At 59.6% G+C, this 16,650-nt stretch carries 6 protein-coding genes; 2 read left to right on the top strand and 4 right to left on the bottom strand.

Going from position 1 to position 16,650, the window contains the following annotated elements; all coding sequences use genetic code 11:
• Positions 1-6: 6 nt before the first annotated feature.
• On the bottom strand, positions 7-897 hold the full coding sequence (locus tag LZ605_RS05460; protein WP_249844030.1) for a cytochrome-c peroxidase: 891 nt from the start codon (positions 895-897) through the stop codon (positions 7-9).
• Between the two features lie 357 nt (positions 898-1,254).
• Between LZ605_RS05460 and LZ605_RS05455 the strand changes: the two genes are divergently transcribed.
• Together LZ605_RS05455 and LZ605_RS05450 are read left to right on the top strand one after the other, a co-directional pair.
• On the top strand, positions 1,255-7,974 hold the full coding sequence (locus LZ605_RS05455) for an IPT/TIG domain-containing protein (protein WP_249844029.1): 6,720 nt from the start codon (positions 1,255-1,257) through the stop codon (positions 7,972-7,974).
• A 54-nt stretch (positions 7,975-8,028) separates the two neighbouring features.
• Positions 8,029-13,299, top strand: a complete 5,271-nt coding sequence (locus LZ605_RS05450) for an RHS repeat-associated core domain-containing protein (protein ID WP_249844028.1) — start codon at positions 8,029-8,031, stop codon at positions 13,297-13,299.
• A 1,036-nt stretch (positions 13,300-14,335) separates the two neighbouring features.
• On the opposite strand, the gene LZ605_RS05445 is transcribed toward LZ605_RS05450, so the two are convergent.
• From LZ605_RS05445 to LZ605_RS05435, 3 genes are all read right to left on the bottom strand, one after another.
• On the bottom strand, positions 14,336-15,061 hold the full coding sequence (locus tag LZ605_RS05445; RefSeq protein ID WP_026070607.1) for a DUF6602 domain-containing protein: 726 nt from the start codon (positions 15,059-15,061) through the stop codon (positions 14,336-14,338).
• Between the two features lie 135 nt (positions 15,062-15,196).
• Complete coding sequence (locus LZ605_RS05440; protein ID WP_017355006.1) at positions 15,197-16,129, bottom strand: AAA family ATPase; 933 nt, start codon at positions 16,127-16,129, stop codon at positions 15,197-15,199.
• Complete coding sequence (locus tag LZ605_RS05435) at positions 16,129-16,644, bottom strand: hypothetical protein (protein ID WP_026070608.1); 516 nt, start codon at positions 16,642-16,644, stop codon at positions 16,129-16,131. The genes LZ605_RS05440 and LZ605_RS05435 overlap by 1 nt, the downstream gene beginning before the upstream one ends.
• Positions 16,645-16,650 lie beyond the last annotated feature (6 nt).

Below are 16,650 nucleotides of genomic sequence, written 5' to 3'. Positions count from 1 at the left end.
GGCCAGTTACGGGTTGCTCAAGGCTTGCAGGAATGCAATGAGATCATGCCTTTCCTCAATGGTCAGGCTGATCGGTTGCCCGGTGGTCAGTCCTCGATAGTAGAGTTCGTGTTCGACGGCAGCATCCAGGGTCTGGATGCTGCCGTCGTGCATATACGGGGCAGTGCGGGCTACATTGCGAAGGCTCGGGGTGCGGAACGCCCCCATGTCCTTGGGGTTGCCGCTCACAGCAAAGCGGCCCAGCTCCGCAATATCGGTCTCCGTGAGAACCAGGGTTCCCAGCGGCTGGCCTGCTGCGCGTGCATCCTCCAACTGGATCTGTAGATTTCGGAGATTGCCGGCAATGCGCTCGAAGCCCACGCTCGCGTGATGAAACTTCCCGTCGCTCAACTCGTGAGTTCCATCCAGGGAATGGCAACTGGCGCACTGAGCCTTGCCTTTGAAAAGTGCCATGCCGCGCTCCGCTCGTGGACCCAGGAGCTGGGAATCTCCCGATAGGCGAGCCCGATCGTACGGACTTGGCGCGGGTTGAAGACTGAGCAGATAACTGGAGAGGGCTTCTGCGATGTCCTGCTCGGTTACAGGTCTCCCAAGGAATTCTGCATACTCCGGATGCCTGGAGATATGTTGCATTGCTTCGGGCACCGTCGCATGCCCCATCTCAACAGGATTCGCCCAGGGTTGAAGTACCGCGGCAGCGAGACTGCTCTCCCGCCCATCCCAGAACTGGGGGCCCTTTGCTCTTAGTCCAATCAGGCTCGGCGCGTTTCGCGTGCCGGCCTTGCCGAAGGCGCCAATGGAAACGGCTCGCGCATCGGTGAAGGCGTGCTCAGCTGCATGGCAGGAGCTGCAGCTGGTCGTGCCATCCGCGCCGAGCCGCGTGTCGTTGAACAACAACTCCCCCATCCGGGTTTGCTGGTTCTGTTGCTGGGTCGCTATCGCTTCGCCCAGCGGAGAGCAGGCGCTCAGCAATGACGCAATTGCGAGTATCCCGCCGATCCTTGTGCGCCCCATCTCAGTCCTGGACGTGGTCATCTCCGTCCGGATTGACAGAGCTTCGCTGGTGACTGTATATCCTTCCCACTGGACGCGCCACGAGGGCGCCTGCAATTCCACGAAGCGGCGGGAATGCTGCTAGCTCAGGGGTGAGCATTTATGGAAGGACGCATGCGTTGCAGTGCAGGTGCTGGCCGAATGGCTGGCGTCTTCGGCAGGGGAGGGCGATATCACATACATCGCCTCGCAGTTTGGCTGATGAGCCTGATCGTACTTGCGCTTGCCGCCCAGGCATGGGCAACAAGCTATGTCTATGACGCCAATGGGCGTTTGACTGCCGTGACCAATGACGCGGGGGAATCTGCGCGTTACGTATACGATGTGATGGGCAACATCCAGAAGGTCGAGCGCTTTGCAGCCGGCGAGCTGGTGTTGTTCGGCTTCAGCCCTGGCCGCGGTGTCAGCGGTACGCCTGTGCGCATCCAGGGGCAGGGTTTCAGTGCTGAGCCGACTGCCAACGCAGTGCGTTTTGGGGGTGTCAGCGCGGACGTGCTCGGGGCCAGTGGTAGCGAACTGCAGGTGGTGGTGCCGTCAGGCGCGGTTACCGGCCCGATCTCTGTAACGGTTGGAGCGCAGTCGGTCACCAGCCGCACGGACTTTGTGGTTGATCAATCCAGTCGTACACCAAGAATTGATAGCTTCTCCCCTCAGATTGTTTCCGTTGGGGCGAAAGTCACCCTGCTGGGTGAATCGTTGTACCCGCTTCCACATCAGACTACCGTCCGCGTAGGCACGCGCTCGGCGCTGGTCGCGCGTGCTGCGAACAATGAGGTGGAATTTTCGGTGCCCCTGGGGGGCGCCAGTTCCAGGGTGAGTCTGTCCACGCCCTATGGTTTGGCCGTCAGTGATCGGGATCTGGTGGTGTTGCCTTCTGGTGTCACGGCGGCTGAGATCGCTGCCGTACGGCGCGTTCAGGCAGACGGTGTGGAGATCCCTCTGTCCACCCAGAACGCCGGCCAGCAGGTGGCCCTCCTGTTCGATGCTGAGCTGGGTGAGCATCTCGACGTCCAGATGTCGGCAATCACGGCCGGCAATCTGGCTTACACGCTCTACGATCCCTCAAATCGCAAGGTGGTTGACGGTACCGCAACGACCTCAGACCCCACCGTGCTACTGCCGCCTGCGGCGAAAGCGGGAACGTACCTGCTGCTGATCAAGCCTTCGCAGGGGCCCGCCAGCTGGAAGCTGGCCATCGAGCGCAGCCGCATGATCATGGCCGACGGCGAAACGCTGCCGCTTGCAACGACGATTGCCGGTCAGAAGAAGCGATTCATCTTCAGTGGAAGTGTGGACCAGCGGCTGGGACTGGGGCTGGAGGGGCTCACTCTCTCCTCCGGAACCTCGATGTATGCCACCGTCATGAATCGAAGCAACACGGTGGTCAGCGCATCCTGCCTTCCCAGCTACGACGGATGTCAGCTCAATATTCGGGCACCGCAGACGGCGATCTACAGTGTGGTCTTTGCTCCGAGTTCAACGGCGCAGACCTTCCAGGGGAAGGTGACGCTTACCAACGATCTCCGCATGGATCTTCAGCGCGAAACGCCCCTGCAGTTGGTTGTGCCGCGACGGGGGCAGAACGCCAGGCTGCTGTTCAACGCACAGGCCGGGGAGTCTCTGTCCTTTCAGGTCATGGGCCAGGCGACGCTGCCTGCCGGTCGATACGTCAACTACGCGGTTTACAAGCCGGATGGGACCCTGTTCTCCAGCGCGAATGTCACCACCCATCAGTTCTTCAATCTTCCAAGCCTACCGCAGACGGGTCAGTACTTCGTATTTGTCGATGCAGACTTTGGGGCTGCCTCTACCGCTCGCGTGATTCTTAGCGAAGGCCGAGGAGGTGGTGGGGAAGTGGACGGCGAAGTGGGTGACTTCCAGACCGAGTCCGGTGGGCAGTCTGTCTACTTCAATTTCACCGCCACCGAGGTGGATCAGCGTCTTGGCATAGGGATCAGCGACCTGACCCTGAGCAATGGAAACTATGTCTGGGTCTACGTCTTCCAGCCTGACGGCACCTCCCTGGGCACAACCACGTGTTATCAGTCCGACGGCGGGTGCGGCATCAATGTTCGCGCAACCAAGGTCGGTCGCTACAGCGTCAGGGTTGAGCCGCTCAACGCGACACAGACCATGCGGTTGCGGGCCTTGGTGACAACGGATCTGCATGCAGATATCGCCCGCGAGTCGCCCTATCAGCTCTCGACGAGCCGTCGTGGCATGAATGCGAGGCTCTACTTCAACGCGGAGGCAGGCGAGACTCTTGGCATACAGATCGCCGGCCAATCAACCGAGCCGTCGGCGAAGTACGTTTCGTATCAGGTCTACGGCCCCGATGGCGCGCTGCTGACCAGTGTCAACTCCGCAGGTTCCGATACGCTTCGCCTCCCGACGCTCTCTGCTTCGGGACGGTACATGCTCTTTGTGGATCCGGCCCATGGTGCCACGCTGCAGAGCAGAATTACCCTAACCTCGGGGCGGCAGAGTGGTCTTGAGATAGACGGCACAGCGGGTGGATTTGTCGCCCCCGTCGCGGGGCAACCAGCGCTCATCACCTTCACCACTACGATCGCAGACCAACGGCTTGGGCTTGGGATTCGAGATCTGCAGCTGAGCACTGGCTCGTACGCTAATGTGAGCGTGTATGGGCCAAGCGGAGATCTGCTCGTAAGTCGTGCATGCCAACTCAGCGATGGTGGATGCGACCTCAATATCCGTGCGCCCAAAGTGGGTACTCACATGGTGGTTGTCGCGCCGCAGCTTGCATCGCAAGCGATGCGCTTCACAGCATTTCTTAGCAATGACCAGATCATCGATCTTTCCCGTGAGCAACCACTCAGCCTGAACATCTCCCGGCCGGGCCAGAATGCACGCCTGAAGTTCAGCGCGAACGCTGGTGACAATCTGGCGCTCCAGATCAGTGGTCAAACCAGTACGGCAAATCGAACGGTCTATTACACCGTCTACAAGCCTGATGGAAACTCGCTCACAAGCATAGGGACCAGCGCTTTCGAAAGCCTGAAGATGATGAACTTGCCGGCTGCCGGAGAATACTTCGTCTTCGTGGATCCGAGCTATGGCGCCACGGTTCAATCACGCGTGCTGCTGACGGCTGGCAACGGAACTAGTCCGGTCATCGACGGCGAGTCGGGCCAGGTCACCACCGCGGCCGGAGGGCAGGCAACATTCACCACATTCAAGGTCGATGAGGTCGATCAGCGCCTGGGTATCGGTATCAGCGATCTGCAGCTGAGCAATGGGAGTTCGGCGGTCACGGTCACGCTTGCGAGGCCAAATGGCGGGTCAGCAGGTAGCGTCACGTGCTATCAGTCCCAACAGGGATGCGATCTCAATCTGCGTGCGCCGGAGGCCGGCATCTACGGCATTGTGATGACGCCTCATGAAGCCAATCAGACGATGAGCTACTCGTTGACGGTCAGCAATGATCTGCGTCAGGTATTGTCGCGGGAGACGGCGCAGACGTTGAATATTGCACGTCGTGGTCAGAACGCCCGCATGACGTTCAATGCCCAGGCGGGAGAAACGCTGGCCCTGCAGGTCGCAGGGCAGGTAACGCAACCGGCAGGCAGGCAGGTCGTCTACGGTGTCTACAAGCCTGACGGTACGTCCCTGATCAGCCGAAGCACGTCCAGCTTCGAGACGCTGAATCTTCCGTCTCTTCCTGTCAGTGGCGAGTACCTGGTTTTCGTCGATCCCAACTATGGATCGACGGCTACGTCGAAGGTCACCCTGACAACGGGGGCAGGGGGCGGAACAGAGATCGACGGCGGTCAGGGCGAGTTTGCCACCACGGTTCCAGGGCAGCCCATCTACATGACCTTCCAGGCAACTGCAGGCGAGCAGTTGGGCCTTGGCATCAGCGACCTGGCTGTCTCCAACGGAAGTTACGTCAGTGTGGCGGTCTATCGCCCGAACGGGAACACGGCTGCCAGTGCTACGTGCTACGTGTCGGATCAAGGGTGTGCGCTAGGAATCAATGCTGTAGAGAGTGGAACCTACAGTGTGGTGACCACGCCGCAGAGTGCCAGTCAGACAGTGCAGTACAAAGCCACCTTGTCGCGTGATCTGCGCATTCCAGTTACGCGGGATGTTCCACTGGATCTTGTGATCGCGCGCCGGGGCCAACGGGCACGCCTGGGGTTCAACGGCGAGGCGGGCGATACCCTCTCATTGCAGGTTGCTGGCCAGAGCACGCTTCCGGCAGGTCGATCCGCCTACTACAGGGTTCTCAAGCCTGACGGAAACTCGCTGGACTCGTTCAGTGCAACGGGGCACGGTTCGCTGGAAATGCGGTTGCCGGTATCGGGCGCTTACCAGGTTCTGGTGGAGCCTCGCTATGGTGAAACCTTGAATAGCCGCGTTACGTTGGCTGTCGGTAACGCCCAGGCCGTTGACGGAGATCCCGCCTCCGTAGAGACCTCTCTTGGCGGGCAGTCTGTCCGCGCAACCTTCCAGGCAACGGCAGGCCAGAAGCTCGGAATCGGCGTGTACGACCTGTCTCTGTCATCCGGCTCATATGTGAATGTCGCTGCGTATCGTCCTGACGGAGGTCTGGCCGCAAGTACGAGCTGCTACGCCAGTCAGCAGGGGTGCAAGCTCAATGTCCAGGCCAACCAGTCGGGCATCTACAGCATGGCTGTCGTGCCAACCTCGGCCAATCAGACGCTTTCCTACAAGTGGATGGTGTCGCAGGACCGAACGGGTACTCTGACTGCCAATCAGCCGCTGGATCTGGTACTGCCCCGTCGAGGACAGAACGCGCGTCTGAGTTTCAGTGGTGCGGCCGGAGAATCCTTCTCTGTACAGGTTTCAGGGCAATCGACAACTCCGGCAGATAGGTCCGTCTACTATCGCGTCTACAAGCCTGATGGGACTTCGCTGAGTTCCTTCAGTACGACGAACTTTGGGGCGTTGGAGCTGCGTCTTCCTGTTGCCGGCGAGTACCAGCTGTTCGTCGACTCGGCATATGGGGAGACTGTGACCAGTCGATTGACGCTTGATGCGGGTGACCCTCAGTCGATTGGTGGTGAGCCCGCCGCAGTGGAGACGACTCATGGTGGCCAATCAACGCGCGGTACTTTCGATGCGGTGGCGGGGCAGCAGCTTGGAGTCGGCATCTATGACCTCAGCGTGTCGTCCGGCAGCTACGTCTACGCAACCATCTACCGGCCTGACGGCAGCCAGTTGACCAGCGCCAACTGCTACGTTTCCAACAAGGGCTGCAAACTCAACGTATCCGTCAACAGCACCGGCCGGCACAGTGTTGTAATCACCCCTCAGTCTGCCGGCCAGACATTCGCATACACATGGCTGGTCTCGCTGGATCAGGTCGGAGTACTGCTGCCGAACGAACCCCTGAATCTTGTGCTTCCGCGTCGCGGCCAGAACGCGCGGCTCAGCTTCACTGGTGCGGCGGGGGATGCGGTCGCTTTGCAGGTTGCCGCGCAGACGACATTCCCGGTAGATGGAACGATCTACTATCGGGTAGTCAAGCCCGATGGCGGCACGCTGGTGACGATGGGGGCAACCGGGCATGGCTCGCAAGAGTTGCGACTGCCTGTTGCAGGGACCTACCAGGTGTTCGTTGACAGCACCTATGGGCAGACTGTGAGCAGCCGGGTCACCCTCGCTTCGGGCGCAGTCCAGCTGATCGGTGGCGAGCCTGCAGCTGTTCAGACCCAGCATGGTGGGCAATCAACACATGCCAGGTTCCAGGCAAATGCAGGGCAGCGGCTGAGCATCGGCATCCATGACCTCACCGTATCCTCCGGCAGCTATGTGAGCGTCGCGGTCTATCGCCCCGATGGTGCCGCGTTTACCAGCACGACCTGCTCGGCATCCAATCAAGGCTGCAAGCTCAGCCTGGCGCCAACGGTATCCGGAACCTACAGTATTGCGGTCACTCCACAATCCAGTAGTCAGACCTTCGCCTACAAGCTCACACTCTCGCAGGATATTGAAGGTGTCCTGCAACTGGATCGGCCGCATGATCTTTCGATCGGCCGGCGAGGGCAGAATGCTCGATTCACTTTTGACGGCCAGGCCGGGCAGTGGCTGTCGTTGCAGATCGCAGGGCAGGTGACGCTGCCCGCGGAGCGCACCATCTACTACCGCGTATACCGGCCAGACGGGACCCAGTGGACGAGTACCTATACCTCATCCTTTGAGGCCTTGCGTCTTCCGGTCTTGCCGGCAACGGGGCAGTACTCGGTGGTGGTCGACTCAACGCATGGCGAGTCCCTGCAGGCGAGGCTGACACTCGCCTCCGGTGCCAGCGGACTACGTCTTGACGGCAGCGACGCCAGCATCGTGACCGACCTGGGCGGCCAGGAGGTATTCCTGACGTTTGGGGCAAAAGCCCTGCAGCGCGTCACGGTGGGCCTTTCGAATCTCCACGTCTCAAGCGGGACCTACTTCGCCGCCTCCCTCCATGGGCCGGACGGCGTGACCTCAAGTGCAAACTGTTACCCGCAGAATGGAGGCTGTCAGATGAAGCTGACAGCCAACGTTGATGGAACCTACCGGCTGTACGTCCGGCCAGTTTCCGGCAATCAGCAGATCGGCTTCACGGCGACGGCATCCACGGACGTGACCGGTGTGCTGAGGAAGGGTGCACCGCTGTTGCTCTCGCTGCCGCGCGTGGGGCAGAACGGTTGGCTATCGTTCGATGGTACAGGTGGTGAAAAGCTTGCCATGCACTTCACCGACCCGGTGACCCAGCCGTCAGGCGGCAACGTCTACTGTGTGATCTACAAGCCAGACGGCAGTGCACTCACCGGCGCGAACGTCACTGCGAACCAGGTGCTGCAACTGCCGGCACTGCCCAGCGGCGGAACCTACCGCATGATGGTCAATCCGGACTACGGAAGACCTCTGTCAATGAGTATCGAGTTGAAGTAGGGACAATCGGCCTGCCCGCAGTAGGCCGCCTGCACAATGGATTGGAGCAAAGGCATGGTCAGCAATCGCAATCGTTGGAACGTTCTCTTGATCGGCCTTTTGCTGGGCCTGGTCGGGGCTGTGGGGCCGTCCCAGCAGCTGTTCGCATCCGGTACGTCCGCGGAGAATGCATCCAGGGCGGCTGAGCGCACTGGCGCTCCTGGTATCCAGAAGTCACTCCGGCTTCCGGAAGGCCAGTTGTTGCTGGTCTCCTCCAGTGGCGCCGAACTTCAGCTGCAGCACTCGGTTGGAAGCCAGGTTTCACGGCGCTGGTCGCTGCCTCAGGTTCGCAGGAATCCAAGCCTGACCATCATGCCTGACGGGCGCGTGTTGATCTGGGGCGGGCGGGATGGCCAGGGAAGGCTGCAGCAGGATGGGCTATGGTTCGATCCGCAGCTGCGTGTGCTTGAGCCTGCGCTTGGGTTGCCGATGAGTGCGCGGAGTGGCCATACAGCAACCGTGTTGACAGACGGCCGCGTGTTGTTTGCCGGTGGTGACGGGGAGGGTAGCGGCTACGAGGTCTGGAGCCCTGACTTGGGGCAGCTGATTCAGCCAGAGGGTACTGCGCCGCGCTCAGGCCATAGGGCGGTGCTGCGCGCAGACGGCCAGGTCGATCTTCTCAATGGCGGAGCAGGGTCCGTTGGCTCACGCGCGGATATGCTGTTCGATCCAGCCAGCAACAAGGTCGTAGTTCGTGGGCCAGAGCCGGTGTCACGGTCATCGTCTGAAGGGTTGGCCGGCGCGCTCCCCATGCAGAACGCCAAGGACGTCAATGTGGACGCCCGTCTTGCTCTTCGTTTCACCGAGCCTGCGCGACTGGATGACCTCAACGACGCGAACATCACTTTGTTCGGGCCAGGTGGAACGACGAGGGCACACATCGTAGCGGCCGAAGGGGGGCGCCTTGTCTTTGTGAAGCCGGCGCGGTCGCTCTTCCCAAATGCTCCCTATACCCTGATGGTTGATGGCGTTCGTACACAGCAGGGTAGGGCGCTTCCCCTGATGATGGTGGACTTCACAACGGTGTCGCTCTCTCCGGACGCTGCTGCCCAGGGAGCGTCGGCCGACGCCAGCAAGACTGTCCAGTCACAAAGCAATGTCCGTTACTGCGGTGGTCGAGCTCGGGTGCCTCAGCCCTGTGCGCGCGCGAGCAGCATGCACGAAGGCGTTTGGACGCCAGGGCAGGACAACTTGGGCGACCATTGGCGCATGCTCGGCCGGCAACCGGAACTTTCCTACCTGGGATTCATGCCAGCCTTCTACAAGGCACTTGGTAAGACTGCCCTGGCCGGAACGGTGCTGCGCACCGATGGCGTGCCAGTGGCCGGTGTGGCTGTCAGTGTGGGTTCCAACAGCGCCCGGACCAACCAGAGTGGGCAGTTCCTTCTGTACGATGTCCCTGCCGGGCGCCAGCGCGTCTATGTCGACGGTACGACTGCCAACAGTGCTGGCTATGAGTACGGACAGTTCGTTGCGGGCGTGGATGTGAAGGAGGGTGAGCTCACCCAGGTCCCGTTCACCATGTGGTTGCCGCGCATCACTGAGCGGGACAAGATCAAGATCTCCTCTCCCAGTGCCAAGGACCTGACGCTTACTCATCCGGATCTACCGGGGATGGAGCTGCATCTTCCTGCTGGCACGGTGATTCGGGATCAGAAGGGCAAGATCGTGACAGAAGTGGCGATCGTCCCCACGCCGATCAACCGCTCGCCCTATCCGCTCCCGGCGAACTTCTCCATGTACTTCACCCTGCAACCCGGCGGCGCCGTTCTGCAGGGTCTTACGCCGAAAGCTGGCAGGGGAGCCACTGTCCACTATCCGAACTACGACCGTCATCCAGAAGGGACGCGTGCCGACTTCTGGCTCTACGACGCCATGGAAGGGTGGCGTGTGTACGGCCAAGGGCGGGTAAACAAGGAAGAGACTCAGTTCGTCCCGGAGCCGGGAGTTGCGCTTCACGAAGTGGTGAGCTTTGGTGCGGCGGTCAGTCCGAACGACCCGGCTCCGGAGGAGGGGATGCCTCCAGACCCGCAGGAGTGCGGCGAATGCAATGCCGGTACCGGCAGCAACGCGACAGCGGGTGACCCGATTGATCTTCGAACAGGGCGATTCACATACCAGGAAACCGACATCTCGATTGCCGACGTGATGCCGCTGATCCTGGGGCGGAACTATCGACCCAGCGATTCGGTGAAGCGCGAGTTCGGCATCGGAACTGGCGCCGGCTTCAACTATCGCATTGCCAGGAAGAACAGCTATGCCCAGATGCAGCTCGTACTTCCCAACGGCACACCTTTGGTGTTTCAGCAGACCTCGGGAAGTGAGGCCTACGGCACCTGGCGCTACAACGGAAAGCATGGTTTCTCGGGCGCCGTCCTCGCCTCTGAAAGCGAGGGCGGGTGGAAGTACCGGCTGAAACTGCGCGACGGGAGCCAGATGACCTTCGAGCAGTACAGCCCCAATCGAATCAAGACGGTTCAGGACCGCTTTGGGAACACGATCGAGTACCAGTACGATGCGGGTCGTGTGAGCCGGATAGTGTCGCCCCATGGGCGGCATATTGACCTGAACTACGATGCCCAGAACCGGATCATCTCAGCGGTTGATCCACTCGGTACGACATGGCGGTACGAGTACAACGCCTTGGGTATGCTGGCGAAGGTGATCTATCCGGACAGTTCGTTCCGGCGGTATGGATACAAGACCTATGGAAAGGCGCCGGTTCAGCAGCATCTCCTGAATGAGATCTACGATCAACGAGGGAATCGGTTGCTCTTCAACGAGTACCAAGAGACTGATCTGATCGGGACCGGCGTGATCACCACTGGGCAGGTGGTTCGTCAGACGCTGGCCGATGGAGCGGTGTACGCAATTCAGTACGATCATTTCGATGGCACGAACAATGGGACACTGGTCACCCATCCAGATGGAAGTCAGCGGCGCGTAGTGTTCAACGGTGGCCTTTATCCGGCATCGGATACGCTGGCCTACGGCACGTCTCTCGCCCAGGAGTATAAATTTGAGCGGGACGCGGACGGGCGCATGCTGGCCCGGATAGATCCACTCGGCAGGCGGACTGAGTACCAGTACGATGGAGAGGGGCAACTCGTGCGCACGACGAGGCTGGCTGGTACTCCGGGTGCCATTGAGTCGCGAGCAACCTTCAACGCGGAGGGTCGGGTGACGGCGTTGACTGATCCTTTGGGGCGCGTGACGCACTTCGAGTACGATCGCGGGTGCTTGTCGAAAGTCACTAACCCCTTGGGCCATAGCAGCACATTTGGTTGCAACAGCTCGGGACAGCTAGAAACCCTGACCGATGCGCTGTCAAATACGTCTTTCGCATACTACGTGGGAGCCGATCTGGCCGCCACGCGCGATCCATTGGGCCGCGGAACGACCTATCGTCATGATGCGCTGGGGCGTGTGATCGCCAGTGAAGGGCCGAATGGTGAGCTGGTGCGCTCGGAGTACGACCCGCAGGGGAGAATGGTCAGGGCGGTTATGGCGGCAGGTGAGGTAGTCGAACTCGCTTACGACCCGAATGGCAATCTGACAGATGTCTTGCTTCCCCATAACGGGGGGCTTTCCTACGATTTCGACAATCGAAATCGCATGATCAAGAGAACCGATGGTCTTGGGCAAGTCGAGACGTGGGCCTATGACGTTATGAGTCGGCCTACAAGGTACACCGATCGACGTGGATTCACGAGTCACTACGAATACGATGCGCTCGGTCGTCATATCCTGACCACCTATCACGACGGAACGACCGTTGCGTCCACCTATGATGCAGGTAACCGAAGGCTGTCATTGAATGACTCGGCGTCGGGTGTCCTCGCCTGGGAGTACGACGGGCTAGACAGAATCGTGAGGGTCGTCAGCGCACAAGGCGAGGTGAATTACGGCTACGATCTGGTCGGCCGGCGCACCTCGATGGTCGCGGACAATCAGCCGGAGATGCGATACATCTATGACGACGGTGATCGACTGATTGGTCAGCAGCAGCTCGGTGAGGTGGTTGAGTACACATATGACTCAGTGAACCGAAGAACGAGTATGACGCTGCCCAACCAGGTGAGGGCGGGCTATGCATACAACGAAGGAAGCCAGCTGACTGGCCTTGCATGGAGCCGCGGGGGGCAGGCACTTGGTAATCTTGGCTACGCATATGACAATCGGGGTCTTGTTGTTTCCCAGACCGGAACCTTCTCCTCCAAGTCTCTCCCAAGCGCTAGCATTGGAGAGAACAGCTTCGATGACAATCAGCGGCAGACACGCTACAACGGCCAGACGTTGACCTATGACGCCAACGGCAATCTGCTGACCTACGAAGGTCGCGTCCTTGAGTGGAATTCCCGAAATGAGCTTGTGCGCGTTTCTGAGGCTGGTGAAGTTGTCGCTGAGTACAAGTACGATGGGCTCGGTCGCAGGGTGACGAAAGCCGAAAAGGGGGTGGTGACTAGCTATCTATACGACGGCTTGACTGCTGTACAGGAGACGCGCGGCGGAGCTCGTAACCCTGTTTTTACAGGCCTGGGAGTGGATGAGAGGTTCGCTCGCAATGCGGGGGGGGAGCGGGCGTATTTCTTGACAGACCATTTGGGAAGCACGATCGCTCTTTCAAGTGCTTCAGGAGATCTGCTTGTCGCGTACGATGCCGATCCATACGGTGGCTCAAGCAGTACCCAAGGCTACGACAACCCGTATAGGTACACCGGTCGCGAGCTCGACGAGAACGGCCTCTACTACTATCGCGCTCGCTATTACCATTCAGGCATGGGGCGATTCATCTCAGAAGATCCCATCGGGCTTCGTGGGGGGGTCAATATGTACGCCTATGTAAGCGGCAATCCCGTCAGCGCAATTGATCCGCTTGGCCTAAGGAATGTGCATAAGACCGCCGTGGCAGTTGGTAATGCTGTGAATGCCGGGCGGCTCTTTTCCGTGGGCACGCTGCGTGTTGCGGCCGGTCTTGGATTGGAGGGGACGGGCGTAGGGGCTCCTGCCGGATCCGCGACCCTGGGGCTGGGAGTATGGAATCTCACTAGTGGGCAAAAAGCATGGGCCCGCGCGCAGCAGCAGTGGGCTGAAGCGGCATGTGAGGATAGCAGCAACTACACGAGGGGCGAGGTTATCAAGACATATTCCGGACTTCTCCCCTGGGGAACCGAGACCGACGATCCTAATGAGCCTTTCTGGATCGAGGTGCTGGAGCAGCGGATCAGGGATGCCCGGAGATCTCCGTGGGAGTTTATTCAGGAAGTGGGGACAATGGGATTATGAGTGGCATTCTCCTGAAGTACTTGGCAGTGATCGTTCTTGTTCTTCTGTCCTGGTGGATCTGGCGGAGTGTGAATCCGATTGTATTTACGGTCGTAGGGCTTCTCATTATTGCCGGGTCCACGGCATGGCTTGTTATTGGGTTGGCAAGGCAGCCAATCGATCCCGGCAAGAAAATTAAGTCATGGTGGCGAACAATTTGGGATGGCTTTTGGGGTCTGTAAGGCGAATTTTTCGCTGGTGTCATGCTCGAGCGTTGCTCGGAGTTCGACCGTCATTCGAAGCCATTCCTTTGCCTGCGCAACGGTGAGCAACAGCCAGACCATATGTTGCGGCACTAGTTCGCGGCCGTCGCGCAGGAGGAGTTGCTACGCCTGAACGAAGCCCAGCCCTTGTTGCACGCGCAAAACTATGATTCTGTATCTCATTGATTAATCAATGGATCGATGCGGTGTTGCACCACAATCGCGCGCGCGCCAATGCTGTGTAGTTGGACATTGCACAACGCTAGTGCATGAATTTGGCGCGGCGCCAATGCACGGCTTCTAATTTGAGGCAAAGCCAATGGAGCGGCTGTGCCCGGCGGCGTAGTTCAAACGAGCGTAATCAATGCTGTGGGGACTGGAATGCTCTTGTCCGGCAGGCTATCGATGATTGTGGCCGAGCCGCTCTCGCAGCAGTCGAGGTGGCCATTGGAGGTTGCGAACCTCTTCCTTTAGGTCGGCCCCGCCACGTGGTCGAGGTGGGGCTCGGACTCGGACTCGGAGGAAGGGATAGTCGCGGCATCGCTAGAGATTCAGCCAGCCTCGCGCTGGCCCGCTGACGCTGATTGTGCACAAGCTAATCGCGCGACGCCCCAAGTTGAAACATCCGTGCTCCGGGCCGGAAGGCAGCGACCTCACTCGGTGCACCTCGAGCTGGGCACGAAGCGCGTGAAGCCTAGAGGCGTCTCCCTCAGGCAAGCTTCCTCGCTAAACAGCGCGGAGTACCCGGGCAGGCATGCCTCATGTCGCGCCCAACAGCTGCCATGACCAAGCCATCACTTCGTCAGCCACTGGCCGTAAGCCTCAACATCAATCATCGGTACGGTCCCACTGAACTGAAGTTGGGCGATGAGTTTGAAGAGGAACGCCGTCGCGGGCTTGTTCTCATTCACAAAGAGATAGCGATCCTTGGAATGGTCAAAGAAGAAGTGACCATGCGCAGCAACGCAGCCAAGGTCCAAGCGCCCGTCGCCGGGATTGGCGGTCAGTGCCCTTTCCAGGGAGGGCCCAAGCGCTGGACTCCAGTCACTTTCAAAGGTCAGCAGCCCGCCAAGAATTGGCATCAAGGCCTTTGGCGGATAGACCCCACCCGCGTGCGGGATTGGCAGGCTAGTGCGCTGCAACTGTCGAACGCTTGCCACCTTCTGCTGGGCGTACGCCACCAGCTCTGCATTCGCTGTCTGCTTGGCTTCGAACACCGCATAGACGCTCTCGGCAGGAACAATGATTTCACCCTCGTAGGTGAAAATAAACGGTGAATACTGCCGATCGAAAATCACCACATCAATCTGCTGGCTGAAATTTCCTTGACTATCCACCACGTGTGCCTTCGCAGCTTGATAGCGCTTTGGTAGGTAGGTATCCAGCAAGCTGATCCACACGTTCTCACTGGCATCCCCCTTGGACCCTGGGTGATTGAACGTCTTCCGGACAGTGGCAAGGCGCAGCTGAACATCCTCATGCAATGAAGAAAGCAGCTGTGAAAGTGACCATTGGGACATCTTGGGACCTCCATACACTCAGCAGCAGGCGCTTGCCTGGTCAACAATGTGAAATAGCAGCGACTGGGGTGGGGCAGCCAGCTGTGCCACACGAAACAGTGTCAGCGGCGCCCCGGCGCGTGCTGGGAAGGCATCTCAGCCATGATCCTGAAACGCCGGCGTTGGCTGCATTGGGCGAGCAATCTCAAGCGCGCGTTTGCTCTCAATCGATCGGTCTGGATAAGCATCTAGTACGATCGAGGGGATCAACCGCTGTGTGATGTCAGAGTAGGTGAAGCCGACCTCTTGTCCATCCTTCGCTCCAGTGGCCTCTACCAGCCCTTCGATCTGCACGGAGGATAGACCCAGCGGTCGCAACTGGTGTTCCAGGACGTAGCGTCGCTGAGCTGAATCAGGACGGTTGAAGGTCAAAATGTCAGCGGCGCGACGGCGTACGGCCGGATCCAGCGCGTTGAGGCGATTGGTGCACATGATCACGGCGGCGGGCACCTTCGTCTGCGCCAGACGATCGATACCCCTGATGAAGGCATTGACCCCTGCTCGATCCTCATGGTGCATCTGCGCCGATTCCCGAGACTGGGTCAGCGCATCGGCCTCATCCACCAGCAAGATGACCCCTCCGGTGCTTTTTCCGCGACCTTGCAATTTGGTCGCTTCTGCCAGCGCGTAGTCGAACGCTGTGGTGAGTAGCTGGGTCATCTCGCCAACCTGTCCCTTGCCTCGGGTGGCCAGGCTGAGCGGGAACAAGGTGATATCAATCTTCTCCTGTCGCGCCACGGCATCACCGATAGTCTCTGCCAATTCGGTTTTGCCAGAGCCGACGTCACCGGAAAGAATGACCAAAGGAGGTCGGCGCAGTACGGAATCAAGCAGCGTTGCGGCACCTGGGTGATGGCGCTTGGCCCACAATTCCAGGCCAGCTGGGTGGACTAGCAGGCCGAGAATCTTCGACAAGCGAGCCTTCTGATCGTCCACGCCAATCAGCCGATCCAATCGGGTGCGGGCGTCGATGTCCGGATAGATGCGACGTTGATCAAACAACTCGTCAAGGGTTGGCTTTGAGTGCATTAGTAGCTCCTGACACTGAGGCGGTCGAGTGCCTTGCCACCCGCAGAGTAGCTGCGGTCAGACACCAGGCTTCCGCTGATACCAGGCTCGGCTGCCCCGGTACGCTGAAATGGAAGCGACTTTTCAAATGACTCCCGCTGAGGAGCCGACAGCGTGAACCAGGCAGAGGAATACGTCAGGTAGTTGTAGAAGCTCGCCCCGGATACATCTGCGCCTGGGCGGAGCTTGCCGGGATCGTCATCGATTCCGGACATGCCTGCAAGATCTTTTGCGGTGTAGCGCAGTGTGGGCTCGATCCAGTTATCACCCCGCTTGAAACCGTAGGTGACTGTGTCCAGATAGCCGGCCTTCAACAATTCAACCACTTCGGTCTCATAAGCGGCGATTCTGTCATCGCTGGGCGCCCCATAGAAGCGCTGCATACGCTTGAGGTCGGCGGCCAATTTCGCTGCCATGTGGCGGGCATGAGTGATCGTAAAGGTGCTGGTGCTTGATTGTGTGTAGCTGCCAGTCATAGGGCC

This window comes from Stenotrophomonas maltophilia, from assembly GCF_023518235.1.
Lineage (GTDB): Bacteria > Pseudomonadota > Gammaproteobacteria > Xanthomonadales > Xanthomonadaceae > Stenotrophomonas.
Note: the sequence above shows the minus strand (reverse complement) of the source record. Positions and strands in the feature narration are given on the sequence as shown.

What these genes read in the sequence shown, in the direction of transcription:
- LZ605_RS05455 (WP_249844029.1), top strand. Translation starts at nt 1,255, where the DNA reads ATGAGCCTGATCGTACTTGCGCTTGCCGCCCAGGCATGGGCAACAAGC.
- LZ605_RS05450 (WP_249844028.1), top strand. Translation starts at nt 8,029, where the DNA reads ATGGTCAGCAATCGCAATCGTTGGAACGTTCTCTTGATCGGCCTTTTG.
- LZ605_RS05445 (WP_026070607.1), bottom strand. Translation starts at nt 15,061, where the DNA reads ATGTCCCAATGGTCACTTTCACAGCTGCTTTCTTCATTGCATGAGGAT.
- LZ605_RS05440 (WP_017355006.1), bottom strand. Translation starts at nt 16,129, where the DNA reads ATGCACTCAAAGCCAACCCTTGACGAGTTGTTTGATCAACGTCGCATC.
- LZ605_RS05435 (WP_026070608.1), bottom strand. Translation starts at nt 16,644, where the DNA reads ATGACTGGCAGCTACACACAATCAAGCACCAGCACCTTTACGATCACT.